At 74.2% G+C, this 24,707-nt stretch carries 18 protein-coding genes; 13 read left to right on the top strand and 5 right to left on the bottom strand.

The features are described 5' to 3' along the window. Position 1: 1 nt before the first annotated feature. Positions 2-1,297: an MFS transporter gene (locus ACR80Q_RS16460; RefSeq protein ID WP_435378736.1), complete on the top strand. Its 1,296-nt coding sequence runs from the start codon at positions 2-4 to the stop codon at positions 1,295-1,297. A gap of 24 nt (positions 1,298-1,321) precedes the next feature. On the opposite strand, the gene ACR80Q_RS16455 is transcribed toward ACR80Q_RS16460, so the two are convergent. Further along, the gene (locus tag ACR80Q_RS16455; RefSeq protein WP_435378735.1) at positions 1,322-2,422 is read right to left on the bottom strand and encodes a 2-oxoacid:ferredoxin oxidoreductase subunit beta; all 1,101 of its coding nucleotides are present in this window, start codon (positions 2,420-2,422) and stop codon (positions 1,322-1,324) included. Continuing rightward, on the bottom strand, positions 2,419-4,356 hold the full coding sequence (locus tag ACR80Q_RS16450; protein ID WP_435378734.1) for a 2-oxoacid:acceptor oxidoreductase subunit alpha: 1,938 nt from the start codon (positions 4,354-4,356) through the stop codon (positions 2,419-2,421). Before ACR80Q_RS16450 ends, ACR80Q_RS16455 begins: the two co-directional genes overlap by 4 nt. A gap of 212 nt (positions 4,357-4,568) precedes the next feature. Here ACR80Q_RS16450 and htpX point away from each other — a divergent pair, with 212 nt between their 5' ends. Together htpX and ACR80Q_RS16440 are read left to right on the top strand one after the other, a co-directional pair. Further along, entirely contained in the window at positions 4,569-5,465 is an 897-nt protein-coding gene (htpX, locus tag ACR80Q_RS16445) for a zinc metalloprotease HtpX (RefSeq protein WP_435378733.1), read from the top strand. Beyond that, entirely contained in the window at positions 5,462-6,055 is a 594-nt protein-coding gene (locus ACR80Q_RS16440; protein ID WP_435378732.1) for a thermonuclease family protein, read from the top strand. The genes htpX and ACR80Q_RS16440 overlap by 4 nt, the downstream gene beginning before the upstream one ends. A 29-nt stretch (positions 6,056-6,084) precedes the next feature. Here the strand turns inward: ACR80Q_RS16440 and ACR80Q_RS16435 are convergent, their stop codons facing one another. Continuing rightward, positions 6,085-7,548: an FAD-dependent oxidoreductase gene (locus tag ACR80Q_RS16435; protein WP_435378731.1), complete on the bottom strand. Its 1,464-nt coding sequence runs from the start codon at positions 7,546-7,548 to the stop codon at positions 6,085-6,087. A 71-nt stretch (positions 7,549-7,619) separates the two neighbouring features. On the opposite strand from ACR80Q_RS16435, the gene ACR80Q_RS16430 reads away from it, so the two are divergent. From ACR80Q_RS16430 to ACR80Q_RS16395, 8 genes are all read left to right on the top strand, one after another. Beyond that, on the top strand, positions 7,620-8,690 hold the full coding sequence (locus ACR80Q_RS16430) for an ABC transporter substrate-binding protein (RefSeq protein ID WP_435378730.1): 1,071 nt from the start codon (positions 7,620-7,622) through the stop codon (positions 8,688-8,690). A gap of 7 nt (positions 8,691-8,697) precedes the next feature. Then, positions 8,698-9,564, top strand: coding sequence for an ABC transporter permease (locus tag ACR80Q_RS16425; protein ID WP_435378729.1), 867 nt, complete (start codon positions 8,698-8,700; stop codon positions 9,562-9,564). Further along, entirely contained in the window at positions 9,561-10,325 is a 765-nt protein-coding gene (locus tag ACR80Q_RS16420) for an ABC transporter ATP-binding protein (protein ID WP_435378728.1), read from the top strand. The genes ACR80Q_RS16425 and ACR80Q_RS16420 overlap by 4 nt, the downstream gene beginning before the upstream one ends. Beyond that, positions 10,322-11,089, top strand: a complete 768-nt coding sequence (locus ACR80Q_RS16415) for a class I SAM-dependent methyltransferase (RefSeq protein ID WP_435378727.1) — start codon at positions 10,322-10,324, stop codon at positions 11,087-11,089. The genes ACR80Q_RS16420 and ACR80Q_RS16415 overlap by 4 nt, the downstream gene beginning before the upstream one ends. After that, a complete protein-coding gene (locus ACR80Q_RS16410) occupies positions 11,082-12,752 on the top strand; it encodes a class I adenylate-forming enzyme family protein (protein WP_435378726.1) in 1,671 nt (556 codons plus the stop codon). The genes ACR80Q_RS16415 and ACR80Q_RS16410 overlap by 8 nt, the downstream gene beginning before the upstream one ends. 264 nt (positions 12,753-13,016) lie before the next feature. After that, on the top strand, positions 13,017-14,447 hold the full coding sequence (locus ACR80Q_RS16405) for an alpha,alpha-trehalose-phosphate synthase (UDP-forming) (RefSeq protein ID WP_435378725.1): 1,431 nt from the start codon (positions 13,017-13,019) through the stop codon (positions 14,445-14,447). Continuing rightward, positions 14,444-15,253: a trehalose-phosphatase gene (gene otsB, locus ACR80Q_RS16400; RefSeq protein WP_435378724.1), complete on the top strand. Its 810-nt coding sequence runs from the start codon at positions 14,444-14,446 to the stop codon at positions 15,251-15,253. The genes ACR80Q_RS16405 and otsB overlap by 4 nt, the downstream gene beginning before the upstream one ends. Before the next feature lie 9 nt (positions 15,254-15,262). Continuing rightward, on the top strand, positions 15,263-15,712 hold the full coding sequence (locus tag ACR80Q_RS16395) for a nuclear transport factor 2 family protein (protein WP_435378723.1): 450 nt from the start codon (positions 15,263-15,265) through the stop codon (positions 15,710-15,712). Between the two features lie 389 nt (positions 15,713-16,101). On the opposite strand, the gene ACR80Q_RS16390 is transcribed toward ACR80Q_RS16395, so the two are convergent. Next, positions 16,102-17,748 carry an ABC-F family ATP-binding cassette domain-containing protein gene (locus ACR80Q_RS16390; protein WP_435378722.1) on the bottom strand — a complete coding sequence of 549 codons (1,647 nt, stop codon included), beginning with the start codon at positions 17,746-17,748 and terminating at the stop codon, positions 16,102-16,104. Positions 17,749-17,833: 85 nt separating this feature from the next. On the opposite strand from ACR80Q_RS16390, the gene ACR80Q_RS16385 reads away from it, so the two are divergent. Both ACR80Q_RS16385 and sufU read left to right on the top strand, forming a co-directional pair. Further along, complete coding sequence (locus ACR80Q_RS16385) at positions 17,834-19,201, top strand: cysteine desulfurase (protein ID WP_435378721.1); 1,368 nt, start codon at positions 17,834-17,836, stop codon at positions 19,199-19,201. Further along, complete coding sequence (gene sufU, locus ACR80Q_RS16380) at positions 19,201-19,680, top strand: Fe-S cluster assembly sulfur transfer protein SufU (protein WP_435378720.1); 480 nt, start codon at positions 19,201-19,203, stop codon at positions 19,678-19,680. Before ACR80Q_RS16385 ends, sufU begins: the two co-directional genes overlap by 1 nt. Positions 19,681-19,687: 7 nt before the next feature. On the opposite strand, the gene ACR80Q_RS16375 is transcribed toward sufU, so the two are convergent. Further along, complete coding sequence (locus tag ACR80Q_RS16375) at positions 19,688-24,670, bottom strand: CBM35 domain-containing protein (protein WP_435378719.1); 4,983 nt, start codon at positions 24,668-24,670, stop codon at positions 19,688-19,690. Positions 24,671-24,707 lie beyond the last annotated feature (37 nt).

Here is a 24,707-nt window from a genome sequence, read left to right as displayed (position 1 = left end):
GGTGACCACCGACGCCCCGACCGGCTCCCGGCTGCGGCGCTGGTACCGGACGAGCCTGGCGAGCAACCACGACTTCCGGCAGCTGTGGGTCGGGGACACCATCAGCCAGGTCGGCACCCAGGTCGGCGGCATCGCCCTGCCGCTGCTCGCGGTCTCCGTGCTGGCGGCCGACGAGTTCCAGATGGGGCTGCTGGCCACCTTCGAGAACATCGCCTTCCTCCTGGTCGGCCTGCCCGCCGGGGCCTGGGTCGACCGGATGCGCAAGCGGCACGTGCTGATCTGGGGGGACGTCGTCCGCGGCCTGGCGCTGCTCAGCCTGCCCGTGGCCTGGCTGCTCGGGGTGCTGAGCTTCCCGCTCGTGCTGGTGGTGGCCACGGTCGTCGGGGTGGCGACGGTGTTCTTCGACGTCGCCTACCAGTCGTACCTGCCGTCCCTGGTCCCCTCGGAGCGGATCAGCGAGGGCAACGCCAAGCTGCAGATCTCGCACTCGGTCGCGCACGTGGCCGGCCCGGGGCTGGGAGGGGTGCTGGTCCGGGTGCTGGGTGCTCCGCTGGTCCTGCTGCTCGACGCGATCAGCTTCCTCGGCTCGGTGGTGTTCACGCTGCGGATCCGGCACCGGGAGGAACCGCCCAGCCGTTCCGACCGTCGACCGCTCCACGTCGAGATCGGGGAGGGTCTCGGCTTCGTGCTGCGGCAGCCGCTGCTGCGACGCATCGTCGCCACCACCGCCGTCGGCAACCTGTTCAACGCGGTCGGGGGTGCGCTGCTGGTGCTGTACGCGATCCGTGACCTCGGCATCGGCGAGACGGGGCTGGGGATCGCGCTCAGCGTCGGAGCGGTCGGCGGGCTCGTCGGGGCGTTCGCCGCCGGACCCGTGATCAGGCTGGTGGGGGAGGGGCGCACCATCGCGCTGGCCCTGCTGCCCACGCTGCCGGCCACGGCGCTCGTGCCGCTGGCGGCCGGTCAGTCGCGGCCCGTCGCCGTCGTCCTGCTCGCGGTGTCGGGAGCCGCCTTCGGTGTCGGGGTCGTGCTCTACAACGTGGCGCAGGTGTCGTTCCGGCAGCGGCTGTGCCCCAGGCCCCTGCTGGGTCGGATGAACGCCTCGGTCCGGTTCGTCATCTGGGGCACGATGCCGGTCGGCGCGTTCGCCGGCGGCGTCATCGGGGCGCAGCAGGGTGTGCTGACCGCCCTGTGGGTCGGGGTCGTCGGACAGTCGCTGGCGGTGCTGCCGGTCCTGCTCAGCCCCCTGGTGCGGATGCGGGACCTGCCCCGTCACCTGGACGAGCACGCCGCCTGACCGGCCGGGCGGGCGGGCGGGGGCTCAGTCCACCGTCCAGGTGTCGGAGCCGGTGAGCAGGGCCGTGAAGGCCGCGTCGTCGGCCGGGCCGCCGGCGGCCGACACCGCGCCGTCGACCTGCGACCGGACCAGGTCGTCGTACACCGGCCGGTCGACCGAGCGGAAGATGCCGACCGGCACGTGGCCCATGGCGGTGTCGTCCAGGCGGGACAGCGCGAACGCGGCCGACGGGTCGTCGGCCGCCGGGTCGTGGACCACGGGCTCACGGCCGGCCGCCAGCGCCGCGTCGCGCGACACGACCTCGACGCCGCCGCCGTCGGCCCGGGCCACGACCACGTTCGCGTCGCCGTCGGGGCCCCCGAAGCGCACCGGCTCACCGGACTGGAGGCGGACCAGCCGCGCGGTGGCCTCGTCGCGGTCCTTGAGGACGTCGAACGCACCGTCGTTGAAGATCGGGCAGTTCTGGTAGATCTCGACCAACGCGGTGCCACGGTGCTCGGCGGCGGCCCTGAGTACCTGGGTCAGGTGCGCGCGGTCGGAGTCCAGGGTGCGAGCCACGAAGGTCGCCTCGGCGCCCAGCGCCATCGACACCGGGTTGAACGGTCCGTCGACGCTGCCGGCGGGGGTGGACTTGGTCACCTTGCCGGTCTCCGACGTGGGGGAGTACTGGCCCTTGGTCAGGCCGTAGATCCGGTTGTTGAACAGCAGGATCGTCACGTTGAGGTTGCGGCGCAGGGTGTGCAGCAGGTGCCCCGCCCCGATGGACAGCGCGTCGCCGTCGCCCGTGACCACCCAGACGTTGAGGTCCGGCCTGGCCACCGCCAGGCCGGTCGCGAAGGTCGGGGCACGGCCGTGGATGGAGTGCACGCCGTAGGTGTCCAGGTAGTACGGGAAGCGCGACGAGCACCCGATGCCGGAGACGAAGACGATGTTCTCCCGCCGCAGGCCCAGGTCGGGCAGGAAGCCCTGCACCGCCGCGAGCACCGCGTAGTCACCGCAGCCCGGGCACCAGCGGACCTCGTTGTCGGCGACGAACTGCTTGCGGGTCAGCGCCTCGCCGGCGTCCAGCGTGGGGACGCCGCGCAGGCCCTGGCCCACGGTCGGCAGACCGAGCTCGATGCTCATGCGTGGACCTCCTGGGTGTGGTCGGTGCTGTGGTCGGGGCCGCCGTTGCGTCCGAAGCGGCGTGCCGTCGTGCGCGGCGGCGCGTGGGTCACCGCGTCGGTGATGGCCTGCTCGAGGTCGCCGGAGCTGAACGGCTGCCCGCGCACCGTGGTGCGGCTGATGACGTCGACCAGGTACTTGGCCCGCAGCAGCAGGGCCAGCTGGCCCAGGTTCATCTCCGGCACCAGGACCCTCGGGTAGGCGCGGAGGACGTCGCCGGTGTTGGCCGGGAACGGGTTGAGGTGCGTCAGGTGGGCGCGGGCGACCTTGAGGCCGGCGGCGCGGGCCTTGCGGACGGCGGCGCTGATCGGGCCGTAGGTGGAGCCCCAGCCCAGGACCAGCAGGTCCGCGCCGTCGGGGTCGCACGACCACGGGTCGTCGACGTCCAGGTCCGGGACGTCGACGCCGTCGACCTTGGCCTGGCGCAGCCGGACCATCCGGTCGTGGTTGTCCGCGTCGTAGCTGATCTCACCCGTGCCGTCGGCCTTCTCCAGGCCGCCGATCCGGTGCTCCAGCCCGGCGGTGCCCGGCACGGCCCACGGCCGCGCGAGCGTGCCGGGGTTGCGGGAGTAGGGCCGGAACTTCTCCCCGGCGGGGACGTCGTCGGCGTGCGCGAAGCGGACCTTGACGCGCGGCAGGCTCGCGACGTCCGGGATCGGCCACGGCTCGGAGCCGTTGGCCAGGTAGCCGTCGGACAGCAGGATCACCGGGGTCATGTAGGTGACGGCGATGCGGACGGCCTCGCGGGCGGCGTCGAAGCAGTCGCCCGGCGTGGCGGCGGCGACGATCGGGAGCGGGGCCTCGCCGTGGCGGCCGAACATCGCCTGCAGCAGGTCGGCCTGCTCGGTCTTGGTGGGCAGGCCGGTCGAGGGTCCGCCGCGCTGCACGTCGACCAGGATCAACGGCAGCTCGAGCATCACGCCGAGGCCCAGCATCTCCGCCTTGAGCGACAGGCCGGGCCCGGACGTGGTCGTCACGCCGAGCGCACCGCCGTAGGCCGCGCCGAGCGCGGCGCCGATCCCGGCGATCTCGTCCTCGGCCTGCAGCGTGGTGACGCCGAACCGCTTGAGCCCGGACAGGGTGTGCAGGATGTCGCTGGCCGGCGTGATCGGGTACGACCCGAGCACCAGGGGCAGGTCGCTGGTGTGGGCGGCGACCGCCAGGCCGTAGGCCAGCGCGGTGTTGCCGGTGATGTTGCGGAAGGTGCCGGAGCGGCTCGGGGCCGGGGCGACCTCGTAGCGCACGGTGAAGACCTCGGTGGTCTCCCCGTAGGCCCAGCCGGCCTCCAGCGCGCGCAGGTTGGCGGCCAGGATGTGCGGCTTGGCCGCGAACTTGGACTCCAGGAACCGGCGGGTGCCGTCGGTGGGGCGGGAGTACAGCCAGGACAGCAGGCCGAGCGCGAACATGTTGGTGGAGCGCTCGGCGTCCTTGCGACCCAGGCCCAGCTCCGCCAGAGCCGTCACCGTCATCGACGTCAGCGGCACCGAGTGCAGCCGGTAGGCGTCGAGGCTGCCGTCGGTGAGCGGGCTCGAGGCGTACCCGACCTTGGACAGGTTGCGCTTGGTGAAGCTGTCGGAGTCCGCGATGACCGTGCCGCCGTGCGGCAGGTCGCGCAGGTTGGCCTTGAGGGCGGCCGGGTTCATCACGACCAGGACGTCCGGGTCGTCGCCGGGCGTGAGCACCTCGTGGTCGGCGAACTGCAGCTGGAAGCTGGAGACGCCGGGCAGGGTGCCGGCAGGGGCGCGGATCTCGGCGGGGAAGTTGGGCAGCGTCGCGAGGTCGTTGCCCAGGGCCGCGGTCTCGGCGGTGAACCGGTCCCCGGTCAGCTGCATGCCGTCGCCGGAGTCCCCCGCGAAGCGGATGACGACGTGGTCGAGCGGGGTGGTGGTTGCCATCGTGGGTGTAACAACCTCTCGTCGGGGAGATTCCGATCCTACGGACGTGACGTCCGAGGGCCGACCTGAGACAGCAAGGCGGCCGACTTTCTACCAGTCTACGCAAGCCTGAGTGCTTGCTGCACCGGGGAACTGTGGTGAGCCTCACCGGCGTTCACCGGGGAGACTGGGGTGGTAGGGGTCCCCGACGTCACGGACGAGAGCGAGGCACGGTGCTCCAGCGGCACAACCATCACAACGGCTTCAAGACCGCGCTGCTGTTCGGGGCGCTGTGGGGGATCCTGCTCCTCATCGGGGCCGCGCTCGCCGTCGCGTTCCGCAGCTCCTCGATCGTGCTCCTGTTCGCCGTCATCGGCGTGGCCACCACGGCCTACGGCTACTGGAACAGCGACAAGCTGGCCATCCGGGCGATGCGCGCCGTCCCGGTCACCGAGGCCGAGCAGCCGGCCATGTACCGCATCGTGCGCGAGCTGTCGGCGGTCGCGCAGCAGCCGATGCCCCGGCTGTACGTGTCGCCGACCGCGGCGCCGAACGCGTTCGCCACCGGGCGCAACCCGAGCAACGCCGCGGTCTGCTGCACCACGGGCATCCTGCAGCTGCTGGACGAGCGGGAGCTGCGTGGCGTCCTCGGTCACGAGCTGATGCACGTCTACAACCGCGACATCCTCACCAGCTCGGTGGCCGCCGCCGTCGCCGGCATCATCACCTCGTTCGCCCAGTTCGCCCAGCTGAGCTTCCTGTTCGGCGGGGGTCGCGGCAACAACAACCCGCTGGCGATCATCGGGGTCCTGGCCTCCGCGATCCTGGCGCCCGTCGCCGCGTCGCTGGTGCAGCTGGCCATCTCGCGCACCCGTGAGTTCGACGCCGACGAGGACGGCTCGGCGCTGACCGGCGACCCGCTCGCCCTGGCCTCGGCGCTGCGCAAGCTCGAGCGGGGGACGCAGGCCGCGCCGCTGCCGCCGGACCGCCAGCTGGTCAACGCCTCCCACCTGTTCATCGCCAACCCGTTCCGCAAGGGGGGCGGCATGAAGAGCCTGTTCGCCACCCACCCGCCGATGGACCAGCGGATCCAGCGCCTGGAGCAGCTGGCCTACGGCACCGCAGGGTGAGGCGCGGTCGGCGCAGGGTCCTGCGGGTCGGCGTGCTGCTGGTCGGGTCGGCGCTGGTCGCGGCGACGGCGGCCGGCTGCGGGGGACCGGACCTCGACGAGCCGTTCGCGTCGGTCGAGGCGCAGGCGACCACGGACGTCAGCTCGGTCCCGGTGCCCGACGGCGGCCAGCCGGTCACGGTCGAGCGGGTCGTCGACGGCGACACCCTGCTGGTGTCGGGCGACGCCGGGACGGTGCTGCCGGCCGCCGGTGAGCACCGGGTGCGCCTGCTGCTGGTGGACACCCCCGAGGTCGACGGGCCCAACGCCACGCAGGAGTGCCTGGGCCCGGAGGCCTCGGCCTTCGCCGCCGACCTGCTGCCGGCCGGCAGCACGGTGGTGCTCGCCGCGGACGAGGAGACGGTGGACCAGTTCGACCGGCTGCTGGCCTACGCGTGGACCCCGGACGGCGTCTTCGTCAACGAGGCGCTGGCGGCGAACGGGTTCGCCTACTCGGTGCTCATCCCGCCCAACGACGAGCACGCAGCGGCCGTCATCGCCGCCGAGCAGCGGGCCCGGGACGCCCGCCTGGGGGTCTGGGGCAGCTGCTGAGCGCCGGGTCCGCCCGGCGCGACCGGGGGTCAGCGGCCCAGCAGCCGGTCGACCGCGGCCTCCCACAGCCAGGACCAGGTCGGGTAGGCGTGGTGGGCGGAGAGACCGCCGAGCCCCACCCGCCCGCCGCTCCACTGCTCGACGCTCAGGCCGAGCCGGCCGACCAGCGCCGCCTCGCCGATGAGCTCGCCGGCGCTCGGACCCACCACCAGGGCCCCCGCCAGCCGGCCGCCGCCCAGCAGGGGGCCGTCCGGTGCGGCCGGGTCCACGGCCCCGGTCACCCAGACCTGGACGAACCCGCCCCGGGTCCACGCCCGTCGCCTCGGCAGGCCCGCCGCGACGGCGCGGTCGTTGCGCGACAAGGGCACCCGCACCGAGCGGGTGAGGAGTCCCTCACCCGTCGCGCCGCCGACGGTGCCGTCGGGACCGGTCGCGCACCCGACCGAGGCCACCTCGGGGTCGGTGTAGACCACCTGCGGCACCCAGCGGGCGTCGAAGGTGGCCGGGAGCCCGAGCAGCGTCGCCGCGGCCACCCGCCCCGTCGCCACCGCGACGTGGGTGCTGGGCCGCAGCCCCGTGACGTCACCGGCCGCGCAGACCCGGGCCGCGCCCGTCCGCATCGCGGCGTCGACGACCACCCCGGCCGGGCCCCGGAGCACCGCGTCGTCGCCCAGCCCCTCGAGCACCGGTTCCCGGCCGACGGCCAGCAGCAGCAGCGAACCGGGCCCGGCGCTCGCCCGCACCCGGTCGGCGTCGGCCCCGGTGACCACGTGCACGCCGTCGGCGGCCAGCGAGGCGGCGAGCACCGCGCCGGCGCCCGCCTGCGGGGCCAGCAGCGAGGCCTCGCGCTCCAGCAACACCACGCCGTGCGGGCGGGCGAGCCCCAGCCGGGCCAGCGCCTGCGCCAGCTCCACCCCGCTGGCCCCGCCGCCGACCACCACCACGGGACCGCCCCGCCCGGCCCGGGTCCGTCCCAGGTGGGCCTCGACCGCGTCGAGCCAGCCGTCCGTGGTGGCGACGGTGCCGCCGGTCGGCAGGTCGAGTCCCAGGGACCGTGCTCCGACCGGCCGCGACCCGGTCGCCCACACCACCCCGCGCGACGGGCCGAGCACGGTGCCGTCGGCCAGCCGGACCCGGGCGTCGGGGAGCAGCCCCGCGCGTTGCCGGACGACGTCGGTCCCGGCGCCCCGCAGCGCGGTCTCGCTCTCGGTCCGGGCGACCCGGGCGACCACGGCACGGGTGTGCGCGAGGGCCTCGTCGACCGTCAGCCCGGCGGCGGCCGCCTCCAGGAGCGACTTGGTCGGCACGCAGCCGTGCCAGGTGCAGTCCCCGCCGAGCGGGCCCTCGCTCACCAGGGTCACCCGCGCGCCGCCCGCGCGGGCCGCGCTCGCCGCAGCCAGGCCCGCCGCGCCGCCTCCGACGACCACGACATCAGGGCCGTCGACCGATCCGGCGGGCGGTCGGTGACGAACCACTCCAGAATCGGCGCTCATGGGACGATCCTCACACCGACGAGGTCCTTACGTACCGCGCCTACATGATTACCGACCGTGAGGACCTCACTGTGACCCGCATCCCGGCCCCGTCCGGCGTCGACCCGCTCGCCCCGGCCCGCCTCACCCGTCGTCGTCTGCTCGGCGCCGGGGGCCTGGTCGCCGGCGGGATGGCCCTCGCCGCGTGCGGCGGCTCGGAGGAGGCGGACGAGCCGGCCGGGTCCGCGGCCGCGGCCACCGACGGTCGACCGGCACCGCTGGAGGGGGACCGGGAGGTCACCATCCGCACCTGCGTGTACGCGCAGAACCACGCCAGCTCGATGCTCTTCTGGGAGCGGTTCGCCCCCGAGGGCGTGACGATCGAGGTCACCCCGGTGACGAACACCGCCGACATCATCGCCGGGCTCGAGGGCGGCACCCTGGACTTCGGTCTGATGGCCCCCTACGTGCCCATGCTCACCCAGGCCGAGGGCGGCATCACCTCGAAGGTCGTGGCCATGGTCGCGCGGCAGGGCTTCGGCCTGGTCGGCCGGGCCGGCGAGGTGGAGACGGTCGCGGACCTGGCCGGCCGCCGGATCGCGGTGCCCCCGCCCGGGGCGCAGGTCCTCGTCCTCAACCAGCTCCTCGAGGAGGCCGGCCTGGTCCTGGGCCAGGACGTCGAGGGCATCCCCCTGGGCTACGCGGACCACGTCGCGGCGCTCGCGGGTGGCGACGTGGACGCGTTCATGGGCAGCGAGCCGCCGTGCAGCCAGGCCGTCGTGGACGGCACCGGGGTGCGGATCCCCGGGGTGTACGACACGGCGCTGGGTGACCTCAACACCGCCCTGTGGGCCTCGGCCACCATCCTCCAGGACCCCGAGGTCGTCGACCTGACGGTCCGCATGCAGCAGCTGGCTGCGGAGTACATGACCCCCGACGGGGAGAACGACCCCGAGGTGTGGCGCAGCCTGCTGGTCGACAGCTTCGGCTTCGACGAGGCCGTCTACGAGGAGGTCCTGGGGACCGTGGGCGCGCAGTGGCGCTTCGACGAGGCCCGGGAGTCGCAGTTCGAGGCCGTCGGGGAGCTGCTGGTGCAGACGGGCGAGCTGGACACCGAGCCGGACAACGAGGCGCTGTACGCCCGCGAGTACTGGGACCTCTGACGTCGCCATGACCCAGACGCTGATCGAGACGACCCGCGCGGAGGCCGCGGCCGGTGGCGGGTTCGCGTCGCTGCGCCCGCGCCGACGCCGCGGCCGCCGGCTGGTGGGCCTGCTGCTGCCGGTGGCCCTGCTGCTGGTGTGGCAGGGCGCCGTGCTGCTGGAGGTGCGTGACCGCAACCGGCTGCCGTCGCCGCTGGACGTGCTGGAGGCCGCCCAGCGGTTCTTCCTCACCGCCCCCGCGCCCGTCCTGGGGGGCACGATCCCGTTCACCGGGGCGGGCTGGCAGCACCTGGGCGCCAGCCTGGAGCGGACCGGGGTGTCCTGGGGGATCGCCGTCGCGGTCGGGCTGGCCCTGGGGCTGGGGCTGGGGCTGTCGCGCTGGTTCGCCGACCTGGCCGACCCGCTGCTGAACGCGCTGCGGGCGGTCCCGCTGTTCGCGTGGCTGCCGCTGGTCATCGTGCAGTTCGGCCTGGGGGAGCAGGCGGCCCGGACGCTGGTCTTCGTCGGGGCGCTGTGGCCCGTCGTCATCGCCACCGCGGACGGCGTGGCCCGCATCCCGCGTCAGCACATCGAGACCGCGCGGATGCTCGGTACGCCCCGGGCCCGGATGTGGCAGCGCATCTACCTGCCCAGCGCCCTGCCCGAGATCGTCACCGGGCTGCGGCTGTCCCTCACCCTGGCCTGGACCTGCGTCATCGTCGGCGAGCTGGCCGGGATCACCTGGGGCGTGGGCGCGATGATGAACGCCGCCCGCGAACGCGGCAGCACCGACCAGATCGTCGTCGGCATCCTCGTGTTCGCCCTCGTCGGGTACACCGCGGACCGGCTGCTCCGCCTGGCCAGCCGGCGCTGGGTCCGTTGGGCGGACACGTGAGCGGACCCCCGGTCACGGCCGCCACGGGCACCCTGATCGCGCACGGGCTGCGGCTGTCCTTCGGCGAGCTGCTGGTGCTGGACCGCGTCGACGTGCAGGTCTCGGCCGGGCAGACCCTGTCCCTGCTCGGCCCCAGCGGCTGCGGCAAGTCCACGCTGCTGCGCGTGCTGGCGGGGTTCGAGACCCCTGACTCCGGGTCGGTCACCCTGGACGGGGACGAGGTACGCGGTCCGTCGCCGCTGCGGGGGATGGTCGCGCAGGCCGGCACCCTGTTCCCCTGGCTGAGCGTGCACGACAACATCGCGTTCGGGCCGCAGCAGACCGGGGCCCCCGACGTCCGGGGCACGGTCCGCGACCTGCTCGCCGTCACCGGTCTGACCGAGTTCGCCGACGCGCTGCCGCGGCAGCTGTCCGGGGGGATGCGCCAGCGGGCCGCCATCGCGCAGGTGCTGGCCAACACCCCGCCGGTGCTGCTGCTCGACGAGCCGTTCGGCGCGCTCGACGCCCAGACCAGGCTGCGGATGCACGAGTGGCTGCGGGGCCTGCTCACCGAACGGCCGACCACCACGGTCCTGGTCACGCACGACGTGGAGGAGGCCCTGCTGCTGGGCGACCGGCTCGGCCTGATCAGCCCCCGCCCGGCCCGGGTCGTGTCGGTGCGGGACCTGCCCTTCGGGTCCGCCCGCGGCCGGCACACCCTCGCCGACCCCGCCTTCGCGCGGCTCCGGGCCGAGGTGCTCGACTCCGTCCTGACCGCATGAGCGGCTGGGACGGGTTCCTGGCCGAGTACCACTCGCGGCACCCGGCCATCACCGAGGACCTGCTGCGGCCCATGCGGGGCCCCGGCCCCGACGGCGACGTGCAGCCGTACGAGTGGCTGTGCGAGGGGCTGGACCTGAGCGGGCCCGACGCCCTGGTCTGGGACCTGGCCTGCGGCAGCGCCCCGGTGGCCGACGTGGTCGGCCTCGCTCGCTACGCGGGCGTCGACCTGTCCGAGGCCGAGCTGGCCGTCGCCCGCGACCTGCGGCCGGGGGTGGACGTGACCCTCGGCGACGCGCTCGCCGTCGAGCCCCCACGGCGGCCCGCGGCGGTGACGGTGGCCATGGCGCTGATGCTGGTCCCGCTGGAGGAGCTGCTGGCCAGGGCCGCCGCCCTGCTCGGCCCCGGTGCCCCGCTGCAGGCGATCGTGCCGACCCGTGAGCACGGCGCCGGCACCGGCTACGGCGTGCTGCTCGAGCGGCTCGGCCAGCAGGGCCAGGGCTACCGCCAGCGACTGGCCCCGGCCGCGCTCGCTGAGGCGCTGACGCGTCACGGCTTCGACCTGGTGTCCGACCAGGTCGCGGTGTTCCGCCGCCCCGTCGGCCCGGACGACGTCGACCTGGTCGTGCGGTCGTTCTACGTCCGCGCCGCCGACGGGCCCGGCCCCGACGCGGCGCGGGCCTGGCTCGCGGAGCAGGCCGCCCGCCCCGGGTACGAGCTGGACTACCCGTTGCGCCGCATCCGGGCCGTCCGCGCCGGTGGTTGAGGACGTCGTGCGCCGCGGTGCGGACGCGGGGGTGGCGCCGCTCCGGTCCTTCGCCGGGCTGCTCGACGACGGGGTCCGGCGCTTCGCCGAGCGGATCGCGGTGGTCGACCCGGCGCTGGGGCAGCAGGTGACCTACCGGGAGCTGGGACGGCTGGTCGACGCGGCCGCGGCCCGGCTGCTCGGTCACGGCGCCGTGCCGGGGGACCGGGTCGCCGTCCTGGCCCGCAACGGGCTCGAGCAGGCCGTGGCCGTGCTGGCCTGCTCCCGCGCGGGCCTGGTCCACCTGGGGCTGCCCGTCGAGGACCCGGCCGCCCGGCTGCGCTCGGTGCTGGCGACGGCCCGGCCGCGGTTGCTGCTCGCGCAGCCCGACCTGGTGGCGACGGCGCAGACCCTCCACGGGGGGAGCGGCGGGAGCGGCTGGACGCTGCTGCCGACGGCGGGGCTGCTTGCCCGCGCCGCCCCGGACGGTCCGCCGTCACCGCGGCCGCAGCTGCCTCGGGCCCTGACCGCGTCGGTCCCCCCGCCCGGGTCCGGACCGCCGGACGCGTCGACCACCTACGCGCTCATCTGCACCAGCGGCTCGACCGGTCGACCCAAGCTGGTCAGGCTCACCGGCGCCATGACCGACACCGCCGCCCGCACGTACACCCGGTTGCTGGGCCTGGGCCCCGACGACCGGACGGCCGTGCACCTGCCCATGTGGTGGGTGTCCGGTCACGTCACCCAGCTGGCCGGCGCCCTGGCCAGCGGGGGCGCCGTGGTCACGATGCCGCGCTGGTCGCCGCGCGAGCTGGTGCGGCTGGTGGCCGTGCACGGGGTGACCTGGCTGGACCTGGTGCCCACGCTGTGGCACGGGTTGCTGCGCGAGGACGGGTTCCGGGCCGAGCGGCTGCCCACGCTGCGTGCGGCGGTGTTCGGCGGGGCGCCGGCCTCGCCCGAGGTGCTGGACGCCGTCCGGGCCCGGGTCCCCGGCCTCGCGCTGCACGACGCCTACGCCATGTCCGAGGTGCCGGCGCCGATCAGCTGCCTGGGACCGGAGGACGCCGTCGCCGGGGCGGGCACGGTGGGGCAGGTCCAGCCCCACGTCACGCTGCGCCTGGTCGACCGCTCGGGCGTCGACGTCCCGGTCGGGCAGGAGGGAGCGGTCACGGTGAGGACGCCCGCCCTCACCCCCGGGTACGCCTCGCCCGACGAGCTGGCCGTGACCGACGGCTGGTTCACCACGGGAGACCTGGCCCGGCTGGAGGACGGCCGGCTGCGCATCACCGGTCGGGTCGCCGACGTGCTGGTCCGTGGCGGGGTCAAGATCCACCCCGTCGAGGTCGAGCGGGCGATGGTCGCGTCGCGGCTGGTCCAGGCCGCCCTCGTGGTCGGCGTACCCGCCCGCCGGCACGGTGACGACGTGGCCGCGCTGGTGGTGGCCCCCGGCCCGCCCGACGGCGCTGCTTCGACCGGCGGGTCGGACGAGTCCGACCCGGCCGGGACCACGGGGCGGGTGGACGTCGCCGCCCTGCGGGCCGCCGTCCGGGACCGGGTCGGGGTCCACGCCGTCCCCGTGCGGGTGCTCGTGGTCGACGCCCTCCCGCGCAACGGCAACGGCAAGCCCGACCGCACCGCCGCCCGTGCCCTGCTCCGCCGCGCACCACCCCCCGCCCCGGGGTGAGCTCGCCCTCCTGACGGCGACACGCCGGGTGCGGCCCGTCACGAGGGCGATCTCGTCGGGCTGACCGGCGGGTGCGCCCGTCAGCCGGGCGATCCCATCGGCGCGGTCGGGCCGGACGACCCGCCCGGGCCGGGGCCGGGCTGGACGCGGCCCACTCGGGCGACCATCCTGGCCTCGGCGGGGAGTGGGGGACCGTGACGCGGGTACCCACCGGCCAGCAGGGCCGATCGGCCCGGTCATCGGTGACGCACAGGAGGCTCTTGCATGCCGTCCGGACAGTACGACTTCGTGGTCGTGGCCAACCGGCTGCCCGTCGACCAGGTGGGGACGGACTCCGACGGCTCTCCCCGCTACGAGACGTCCCCGGGCGGTCTGGTCACCGCGATGGCCCCGATCATGAACGCCCACGACGGCGCCTGGGTCGGTTGGCCCGGGGCCCCGGGCGAGGTGGGCGAGGCGTTCGACTCCGACGGCATCCACCTGGTGCCGGTGCCGCTGAGCGCCGACGACGTCGCCGACTACTACGAGGGCATGTCCAACGGCACCCTGTGGCCGCTGTTCCACGACGTCATCGCCGCGCCGGGCTACCACCGGCACTGGTGGGACCGCTACGTCGAGGTCAACCAGCGTTTCGCCGACGCCGCCGCGGCGCAGGCCGCCGAGGGCGCCACCGTCTGGGTGCAGGACTACCAGCTGCTCCTGGTGCCCGCCCGGCTGCGCGAGCAGCGCCCCGACCTCAAGATCGGCTTCTTCAACCACATCCCGTTCCCCGGCTACGAGATCTTCAGCCAGCTGCCGTGGCGCAGGCAGGTCGTCGAAGGTGTCCTGGGCGCCGACCTGGTCGGGTTCCAGCGCCGTTCCGACGCGACCAACTTCCTGCGGGCGTGCCGCCGCGCCGCCGACGTGGTGACCAAGGGCGGCACGGTGCAGGTCGAGGACGTCACCGGTCGCCGTGAGGTCCGTGTCGCCGCCTTCCCCATCTCGATCGACGCCCAGGCCTTCGAGGACCTGGCCACGACGCCCGAGGTCGTCGCGCGGGCGCAGCAGATCCGCAAGGAGCTCGGCGACCCCGAGACGGTCCTGCTGGGCGTGGACCGCCTCGACTACACCAAGGGCATCCGGCACCGGTTGTCGACCTTCGCCGAGCTGCTCGAGGACGGCACCCTCGACCGGGAGTCGACCGTCCTGGTCCAGGTGGCCAGCCCCTCGCGCGAGCGCGTCCAGGCCTACTCCGACCTGCGAGACGAGGTCGAGCTGACGGTGGGCCGGCTCAACGGCGACCACGGCAGCGTCGGCTTCTCACCCGTGCACTACCTGCACCAGTCGTTCCCGCGCGAGGAGATGGCCGCCCTCTACCTGGCCGCCGACGTCATGCTGGTCACCGCGCTGCGCGACGGGATGAACCTGGTCGCCAAGGAGTACGTCGCCGCGCGCCACGACGGGGACGGCGTGCTCGTGCTCAGCGAGTTCGCCGGCGCGGCCGACGAGCTCACGCAGGCCGTGCTGATCAACCCGCACGACATCGACGGCAGCAAGGCCGCCATCGTCCGGGCGGCGCAGATGCCGGTCGAGGAGCGGCGCCGGCGGATGCGCGCGATGCGCCGTCGCGTCAAGGAGCACGACGTGGAGCGCTGGGCCAAGGACTTCCTGGGCACGCTGGCGGGGGAGCCCCGCGAGCCGCAGGGCCAGCAGTGACGGCCACCCCGGGCCCGCACGCCGCTGCGCACGCGCGGGACGCGGTCGGGGCGGTCGTGGCGATCGCCGCCCGTGACCCGTTGCTCGTCGCGCTCGACTTCGACGGTGTCTGCGCCCCGCTGGTCGACGACCCGGCCGAGTCCCGCATGCTGCCGGGCACGCGCCGGGCCCTGGTCGGGCTGGCGGCGTCGGGCTGCCCCGTCGCCCTGGTGTCCGGCCGAGGGCTGGCCAGCCTGCGGCAGGTGGCCCAGCCCGAGCCGGGCTGGCTGCTGGTCGGGGGGCACGGTGCCGAGCCGGGGGACGGTGACGGGGTCGTGCTCACCGCGGCCCAGCAGGACCTGCTGGAGCGGACCACCGCCGCCGTCCAGGCCGTCGTCGACCGGTACCCGGGGGCGTCGGTGGAGCACAAGCCGACCGCGGTGGTGCTGCACGTGCGCCGGGCCGAGGACCCGCAGGCCGCGACGGAGCAGGTGCTGGCCGGTCCGGCCGCCGCGCCGGGGGTGCACGTCAAGCGCGGTCACGACGTCGTGGAGATGACGGTGGTCGAGGCCGACAAGGGCAGCGCCGTGCTCGCGCTGCGGCGCCGGACGGGGGCCGTGTCGGTGCTGTACGTGGGCGACGACGTCACCGACGAGGACGCGTTCGCCGTGCTCGAGGCCGACGGCGGCGACGTCGGGGTCAAGGTCGGTGACGGTGACACCGCCGCCGGGCACCGTGTGGGCAGCCCTCAGGACGTCACCGACCTGCTGGAGCGTCTGCTGCAGGCCCGCGCGAGGACCGGGACGGGGGGCTCGGACCGGGCGTAGGGTGCAGCGATGGACGCCGATGCCCGTGCCGCCGTCGACAAGCTGCTGTCCGAGTCGGAGATCACCCGGCTGGTGCACGAGTACTGCCACGGGGTGGACAAGCGCGACGCCGAGCGCTTCCTGTCGGTGTGGGCCGCCGACGGGGTCTGGCAGGTCGGCCCGGACGAGGTGTTCCGAGGGCACGACGGGATCCTCGCCGCGGCGCAGCGGCAGTGGGACGCCTTCGGGCAGATGCACCACTGGAGCGCCAACCTCGTGCTCACCGTCGAGCCGGGGGAGGACCGCGCCACGGGCGAGTCCGACGTCGACGTCACCGTCGAGATGACCGACGGCCGCTGGGTGCGCGGCGGGGGTACCTACCGCGACACCTACGTCCGTGAGCACGGCCGCTGGAAGATCGCCCGCCGCGAGGCCCTGGCCCACTTCCACCTCTACGGCGAGAGCGCCGACATCCGCTGAGCGACGACGAGACCGGCGACCCACCCGGGGGCGTGGCCCCCGGCCGGAGGGGTCGGGAGGTCCCGCTGGCCCGATACGGCCGGCAGCCACGACCGCGGCCGTCGGTGCGCACGCACCGTCCGCCCGCGCCGAGCGGCAGCCCGTACGCGACGACCGGGGCGGTCCGAGGCATGCCCCGAGTGGGCGCCTCGCCGCGGCCGCGCCGGGGCGCGGGACCAGGACCTCGGTCCCCGGGGAGCGCAGGCGTACCGGCCGGCGACACGCGACCGGCTCAGGACGGGTGCTGACCGTTCGACCCGCGTGTCGCGTCGCTGGGCGGTACGCGGGGCGGGCGGTACGCAGGGCGGGTGCGGTGGGCGGTACGAGGGGCGGGCGGGGCGGCCCGCGGCTCAGGTCTCGCTGACCCGCCCCGCCTCGACGGCCCAGCGCCGGTCCAGGCGGACCTGCTCCAGCAACCGGCGGTCGTGGCTGACCAGCAGCAGGGTGCCGGTGTACGCCTCGAGCGCGGTCTCCAGCTGCTCGATGGCCGGCAGGTCCAGGTGGTTGGTCGGCTCGTCGAGCACCAGCAGGTTGACGCCCCGGGCCTGCAGCAGCGCCAGGGCGGCCCGGGTCCGCTCGCCCGGGGACAGGCTGCCGACCGGCCGGTCGACGTGCGCGGCCTTGAGCCCGAACTTGGCCAGCAGGGTGCGCACCTCGGCGGGCGGGGAGTCGGGCAGGTGGGCCCGGACCGCCTCCAGCAGCGACTCGGAGCCCGTGAGCACGGCCCGCACCTGGTCGACCTCGCCGACCTCGACCGACGTTCCCCGCGACACCGTCCCGGCCTCGGGCGCCAGGCGACCGAGCAGCATCGCCAGCAGCGTGGTCTTGCCGCTGCCGTTGGGCCCGGTCACCGCGATCCGGTCACCCGCGTCCACCTGCAGGTCGACCGGGCCGAGGGTGAACCCGCCGCGCCGCGCCACCGCCCCGCGCGCGGTCAGCACGACGCTGCTGCCCCCGGGGGCCGAGGCGATGGAGTAGCGGAGCTCCCACTCCTTGCGGGGCTCCTCGACCTCGTCCAGCCGCTCGATCATGCGGTCGGTCTGCCGGGCCTTGGCGGCCTGCTTCTCGCTGGTGGCCTTCATGTGGGCCCGGACGTTCTTGTCCGGCTCACCCCGGCGCACGGCCTTGCTCATGGCGTTGCGGCTGCCCTTGTCGGCCCAGCCGCGCTGCATCCTCGAGCGGGCCTGCAGCCCCTCGACGGTGTCCTCGTACGTCTCGTAGGCCTCGCGGGCGCGACGGCGGGCGACCTCCCGCTCGGCCAGGTACGCCTCGTACCCGCCGCCGTAGACGTTGACCTGCTGCTGGGCCAGGTCGAGCTCGACGACCCGGGTGACGGTCCGGGCGAGGAACTCGCGGTCGTGGCTGACCAGCACCGTGCCGGCCCGCAGCCCCGTGACGAAACGCTCGAGCAGCGCGAGGCCGTCCAGGTCCAGGTCGTTGGTCGGCTCGTCGAGCAGGACGACGTCGAAACGGCTCAGCAGCAGCGCCGCCAGCCCGGCCCGCGCGGCCTGCCCACCCGACAGCGCCGTCATGGCCAGGTCCACGTCGACGTCGAGGCGGACCTCGGCCAGCACGGCGGGGAGCCGGTCGTCCAGGTCAGCCGCACCCAGGGCCAGCCACTGCTCGAGCGCGGTCGCGTACTCGTCGTCGGCCCCGTCGGCCCCGGTGGTCAGCGCCTCGGTGGCGGTGTCCAGCCGCGCCTGGGCGTCGGTGACACCGGTGCGTCGGGCCAGGTAGTCGCGCAGCGACTCGCCCGCCCGGCGCTCGGGCTCCTGCGCCAGGTGCCCCACCACCGCGTCGGCCGGGTTGAGCCGGACCTCACCCGCGTCGGGCGCCAGCCCGCCGGCCAGGACGCGCAGCAGCGTGGACTTGCCCGCGCCGTTGGCCCCCACCAGCCCGACCACGTCGCCCGGGGCGACGACCAGGTCGAGGCCGGAGAAGAGCGTCCGCTCCGCGTGGCCGGCGGCGAGGTCACGGGCGACGAGGGTGGCGGACACCGGGGGAGTCTGCCAGGGCCCTCGGGTGGCGGCGACGGATTTAGGTCACGGGTCGTGAACCTATTGGGCGTACAGTCGGCGTGTGGTGACCAGACGACCCGGACCTGACCTGGTCGAGGACTTCCCCGTCCTCGCCCGCACCGTGCGCGACGGCAAGCGGTTGGTGTACCTGGACTCCGGGGCCACGTCGCAGCGCCCCCTGCAGGTGCTCGACGCCGAGCGGCACTTCGTCACCACCAGCAACGCCGCCGTCCACCGGGGCGCCCACGCGCTGGCCGAGGAGGCCACCGACGCCTACGAGCGGGCCCGGGCCACGATCGCCCGGTTCGTCGGCGCGGCCCCCGACGAGGTGGTCCTGACCAAGAACGCCACCGAGGGCATCAACCTCGTCGCCTACAGCCTGGGCAACGCCGCGACGACGCCGGGGGCCGAGGCCCTCGCGCTCGGCCCGGGCGACGAGGTCGTCGTCACCGAGATGGAGCACCACGCCAACCTCGTGCCCTGGCAGGAGCTGTGCCGCCGGACCGGGGCGACGCTGCGCTGGTACGGCGTCACCGACGGCGGCGAGCTCGACCTGGGCAGCATCGAGCTGACGGGGCGGACCAAGGTCCTCGCGTTCGTCCACACCTCCAACGTGCTCGGCACGATCAACCCGGTGCCCGAGCTGGTCGCCCGGGCGCGGGAGGTCGGGGCGCTGGTCGTCCTGGACGCCTGCCAGTCGGTGCCCCACCTGCCGGTGGACCTGCCCGCGCTCGGCGTCGACGTCGCGGTGTTCAGCGGGCACAAGATGCTCGGCCCGACCGGCATCGGCGTGCTGTGGGCCCGACGCGAGCTGCTCGAGGCGCTGCCGCCCTTCCTGACCGGCGGCTCCATGATCGAGACCGTCACGATGGAGCGGTCCACGTTCGCGCCGCCGCCGCAGAAGTTCGAGGCCGGGGTGCCGATGGTGTCGCAGGCCGTGGGGCTGGCCGCCGCGTGCGACTACCTGGACGAGATCGGGATGGCGCAGGTCGCGGCCCACGAGCAGGAGCTGACCGGGCGCATCCTCGAGGGCCTCGCCGAGCTGGGCGGGGTCCGGGTGGCCGGGCCCGCCGGCAGCACCGCGGCCGAGCTCGCCGTCCGCGGAGGCACCGTGGCGTTCCTCGTCGACGGCGTCCACGCCCACGACGTCGGCCAGGTCCTGGACGACGCCGGGGTCGCGGTGCGCGTCGGCCACCACTGCGCCTGGCCGCTGCACCGGCGCCTCGGGATGCAGGCCACGGTCCGGGCCAGCACGCACGTCTACTCCACGGAGGCGGACGTGGACGCGCTGCTCGCGGCGGTGCGCGCGACCCAGGAGTTCTTCGGCGTCGTCCCGCTCCGGGTCGCCACCGTCCCGCCCGGCGCCACGACCACCATCCCGACCGGCACCACGAGCTCGACCGGAACCACCAGCCCAGGGGGAGCACGCTGATGGACCTGCAGGAGCTGTACCGCGAGACGATCCTCGACCACTCACGCCGGCCGCGGCACGCCGGTCTGCGCGAGCCGTTCGACGCCGAGGTCCACCAGGTCAACCCGATCTGCGGGGACGAGGTCACCCTGCGCCTGCGCCTGGGCGACGGCTCGGGGGGCGACCGGACGCTGGAGGACGTGTCGTACGAGGCCGTGGGCTGCTCGATCAGCCAGGCGTCGGCGTCGGTGATGGTCGAGGCCCTGACCGGGCGCACCGCGCGGGACGCGGCCGAGGCGTACCAGGCGTTCCACGAGATCGTCACGTCGGCCGTGCGGGGCGAGACCACCATGGACCCGATGGACCGGCTCGACGAGGACCTGGCCGAGGCCCTCGGCGACGCCCCCGCGTTCGCCGGGGTCGCGAAGTACCCGGCCCGCGTGAAGTGCGCCCTGCTGGGCTGGACGGCCCTGCGCCAGGCGTTGGTCCAGTCCGCCTGACGACCGGTCAGCGGAGCGCCTCGCTGAACGAGGTCAGCAGCTCGGCGTGCTCGGCGGACACCGAGCGCCCGACCTGACCGGTGAGCTGCCGGTCGAAGGCCGCGAGCATGCTCGCCCGGGTCGCCGGGCGACCGGCGGCCTCGGCGGAGTCGAGGCGCTTGTTGAGCGCCGCGGCCACCTTGTCGTCGTCGACCAGCTCCGAGACGACCGACCGCAACGAGTCGAACGTCACCGTGACGGTGAACGTCGTGGTCCCCGTGCCCGTGTTCCCCGCGACGTCGGTGGCCGAGGCGGTGACCTCGTGCTCACCCAGGCCCAACGACCAGGCCCGGGCGTCGACGTCGGTGCAGGTGTCCTCGGCCGGACCGGAGCCCGGCTCCGGGTCGGTCGCCGAGCACGTCACGACGACCTGCTCGTCGACCAGGTAGGTCCGGTCGCCGTCCCACGAGACGACCGGGGCGCGGGTGTCGACGCGGACGGTGATGCTCTGCGCCTCCTCCACGTTGCCCGCGGTGTCCGTGGACCGGAAGCGCACCACGTGCTCGCCCTCGCCGCTGAGGACGACCGGCTCGGTGTAGGCGACCCAGTCACCGTCGTCCACCTGGATCTCCGTGCCGGCGACGTCGCCGTCGTCGGTGACGGTGAGGGTGACGGTCGGGGCCTCGGTGTGCCAACCGGCGACCGGCGTGCCCGAGACCTCGGCCGTGGTGACCGGGGCCGTGGTGTCCGGCTCCGTGGTGTCCACGGCCGCCTCCACCTGCAGCAGGTCGAGGTTCACGTGGCCGTCGTCACCCTCGTCGTGGCGGATCGAGACCGTGTTCGCCCCGGCGTCCAGCCCGACCTCGCGGACCACGGTGGCCCAGGTCGGCCAGGTGCCGGTGCTCGGCAGTACCCACTCCTCGAGCTTCGTGCCGTTGACGTACAGGGACACCGCCTTGTCGCCGGTGAAGGGGTGGGGCCCGTTGGCGTAGCGCAGGTGCAGCGGGTACGTCCCGGCCGCGGGGACCTCGACCTCGAACGTCACCCCCGCGCCGACCTCGCCGAAGCCCTGCACGTAGCCGGTGCCGGAGAACCCGGCGTGCTCCGTGCTGGGGTTGGCGCTGCCGGCCAGCTCGGCCTGCTCGGCCTCGTAGCTGCCGATGAGCACCGGACCCAGGGACTCGCCGACCTTGAGCACGTCGAGGTTGACGTTCCCGTCGTCGCCGTCGTCGTAGCGGACGGTCACCGTGTTGCTGCCCGCCTCGAGGGCGACCTCACGCACCACGGTCGCCCAGGTCGCCCAGGTGCCGGTGCGCGGCAGCACGAGCTCGTCGAGCTCGGTGCCGTTGACGTGCAGCGACACGGTCTTGTCCCCGTCGAACGGGTGGGGGCCGTTGGCGTAGCGCAGGTTGAGCGGGTAGCGCCCGCGCTCCGGCACGTCCACCTCGAACGTGACCTCGGCGCCGACCTGCTGGAAGCCCTGCACGTAGCCGGTGCCGGAGTACCCGGGGTGCTCCGTGCTGGGGTTGGCGCCGCCACCGAGCTCGGCGTCCTCGGCCTCGTAGCTGCCGACGTAGACCGGCTCCTGCTGGACCGAGCCCACCCGGAGCACGTCGAGGTTGACGTTGCCGTCGTCACCGGAGTCGAAGCGGACGGTGACGGTGTTGGCGCCCTCCTGCAGCGTCACGGAGCGCACGACGGTGCCCCACGCCTTCCACGTGCCCAGACGGGGCAGCACGAGGTCGTCCTGCGGCTGGCCGTTGACGTACAGCGACATGGTCTTGTCGCCGTCGAACGGGTTGGGCCCGTTGCCGTAGCCCAGGTGCAGCGGGTAGCTGCCGTCGGCGTCGACCTCCACGTCGAAGGTCACGCCCGCCCCCACCTGCTCGATGCCCTGCACGTAGCCGGCTCCGGAGAACCCGGCGTGCTCCGTGCCGACGTTCGCGCCGCCGAACAGCTGGGCGTCCTCGGCCTCGTAGGTCCCGGCGAAGTCGACGCCGCCCTTGACCTGGATGTCGCGGTAGTGGACGGTCTCGCCGCCGCCGTGGTTCTGGACGCCGACGAAGCCGGCCAGGTCCCGGGCGGGGTCGGTGCTGACGAAGTCGTTGACCAGCGTGCCGTTCAGAGAGACGCGGATGCGGTCGCCGTCGACCTCGATGTCGTAGCTGTTCCAGCGCCCCACCGGGTTCAGGGCCTGCTCCACGGCCTCGAGGTCCGCCCCCTGGAAGGTGTAGATCGCACCGGTGGTGCGGTCGTCGGCGTCGCTGGCGTCGATCTGGATCTCGTACCCCTGGTTGACGGCCACCCACGGGTCGTTGCCCGGGTTCGGGAAGCCGATGAACACGCCGCCGTTGTCGTCCTTGACCAGCTTCCAGTCCAGGGACAGCGTGTACTGGTCGCTGAGCTGCTGCTCGGTGAACCAGAGCAGGCCGAGCCCGCCCTCGCCGCGGATGCTGCAGTCGTCGACGCGTCCGAACGAGCCGGGGCCCGCCATCCGCCAGCCGTCCAGCGAGGCCAGCGTCCCGTCGAACAGCGCCGTGTAGCCCTCGTCCGCCGGGGTCGGGCTGCAGATGTCCCGCTGGTCGCCGATCGACAGCACGTCGACGTTGACGTTGCCGTCGACGTCGTCGTCGTACGTCAGGGTGATCGTGTTGTCGCCGGCCTGCAGGGCGAGGTCGCGGGTCAGCCACTCCCACGTCTTCCAGTCCCCGGTGTCCGGGAACGTGATCGGGTCGAGCTTCGCGCCGTTGACGTAGAGCGCGACGTCCTTGTCCCCGGCGAACGGGTTGGGGCCGTTGGCGTAGCGGATGTTGACCGGGTACGTGCCCGCCTCGTCCACCGTGGTGGTGAAGGTGACCTCGGCCCCGGCGTTGGAGAGGCCGGCCGCGAAGCCCGCCCCGGAGTAGCCGCTGTGGTCGAAGGCGACCGACGCGCCGAACCGCAGCGTCGCCTCCTCGGCCTCGTAGTACCCGCGGTCGGCGGGCGCCTCGTAGCCGGGCAGCGAGTTCAGGGTGTACCAGGCCTCGGTGTTCCACAGCTCGGTGCCGTCGGTGCTGGCGAAGGGCCGGGGGGAGCGCAGGTGCACGACGCGCCCGGGCCTGAGGCCCTCGATCTGCAGGCTGACCGTGGTGCGGTCCTGCGACACCTCGGCCTCGGTGACGAAGAGGGGCTCCTCGTCGATCTTGGGGCCGCCGTAGGACGGCGTGGGCAGGTAGCGCCACTGCTGGATCTGGTAGGCGGACTCGATGTCCGCGACGGTCTCCTCGGACAGGGGCTGCGTGTAGCTGATCTCGAAGCCGCCCTCGACCACGCTCATCGACGTCATGTCGAAGGTCACGCCGCCGTTGGGGGTCAGCTTCTGCAGGCCGTGGCGCAGCTTGCCGGGCTCGCTCCAGTTGCCGGCCTCGCCGATGCCGCCCACGTACACGGCGCCGTCGGGGGCGATGGCGGTGCGGTTGATGCCGGCCTCCAGGCCCGCGGTGTGCCGGAACACGGCGCCCTGGTACTCGCCGTCCACCTCCTCGAGGAACGCCCGCTGCAGACCGCCGTATGTGACGTCGCCGAACACCATCTGGCCCGCGTAGACGCCCTCGGTCAGCAGCACCGGCGTGCTGGGGGAGTTGCCGATCTCGTTCTGCGGCACCCACACGACCGGCTCGGTGACGGGGTTGTCGTCGAAGGGCCCGGCGGGGTTGGTGTAGTGGTTGAAGAACCGGTCCTGCTTGACGTGGACCATCTTGGACGCGGGCAACCAGGCGCCCTGGTTGTCCATGACGAAGAGCCCGTCGTCGGGGCCCCAGCCCATGCCGTTGGGGGTGCGCAGACCGCCGGCGAACGGGACGACCTCGCCGGTCTCACGGTCGATCCTGATCGCGGTGCCCGCGTCCTCGCCCGGCTGGGGGTCCGTCGTGGCGCCGCCGTTGTTGATGGCCACGGAGCGCGTGACGTAGAAGTAGTCGTCGTCGTGCAGCAGCCCGAACGCGAACTCGTGGAAGTTGCCGCCGCTGGGCCACGTGGCGTGCGTGCGGTGCTCCATCAGCCCGTCGCCGTCGGTGTCGGCGGTGAGCTCGGTGAGCCCGTACTTCTCGGACACCCAGACGGAGTCGTCGACCACGGTGACGCCCATCGGGGTCTGGAGGTCGGTGGCGACCTTGGTGTACGTGACGTCGTCGGGGCCGTCGGCCTCGGCCGCGCCCTCGACGAGGAACACCTCGCCCGGGGTGGGCTCGTCCGGGTAGCCGGCGGGGCTGACGGCACCTGAGGTCAGCAGCACCAGGTCGCCGTCGTCGGTGAAGTCGATGCCGGACACCATCGGGTCGAAGCCCTCGGGCCGCAGGTCGGTCAGGTCGTAGCCGGGGTGCACGGAGTCGAGCTTGAGCCCGTCTCCTGGGGTGTCGGCGGCGCCCTCGCAGTACTTGGTCCCGGGCGCGGTCACCCGCACCACGCCGGCCTCGGTGCTCATGGCTGACGTCGGCACCAGCGTGAAGGCGCTCGCGCCGGGCGGCTGCCACTCCAGGGTCAGCTGCTGCCCGCCGCCTGCCTCGAAGAACTCCACGAACATCGGGTAGGTGCCCGCGGTCAGCGTGACCGCGCCGTCCTTGGGCTCGGCGCCGTGCAGCCCGTCGTGGTCGACGACGACCTCGCCGTCGATGCTCAGCCGCGAGCCGTCGTCGCTGGTCAGCCGGAACGTGTACTCGCCGTCGGTGGGCACGGTGAGGTTCGCGTCCACCGTGGTGAGGAAGTTGTCCTCGAAGCCGAAGTCCTCCGCGGTGCGCAGGTCGATCACCGGGATGAGCCGGTCGACGTTGGGCGTCGACCCGGACTTGATGGTGCACAGGGCGCTCAGCGGCTGCCCGGTGCTGTAGGTGCGCATCGTGGCGCCGGGCTCCTGCGGGGGGAGCGGGTCGTCGGCGGCGGCCGCGGGGACCGCGCCCGCCAGCGAGGCCACCAGGGCGAGGCCGGTCAGGACCGGCAGCCCCGCCCAGCGGCGGGGGGTCAGGCGGTGGGGCATGGGTCCTCCTCGACGGGAGGGCGTCGGTGCCCCCCGG

The organism is Aquipuribacter aurantiacus, from assembly GCF_051216895.1.
GTDB lineage: Bacteria > Actinomycetota > Actinomycetes > Actinomycetales > JBBAYJ01 > Aquipuribacter.
This window is presented reverse-complemented; position numbering and strand designations above follow the sequence as displayed.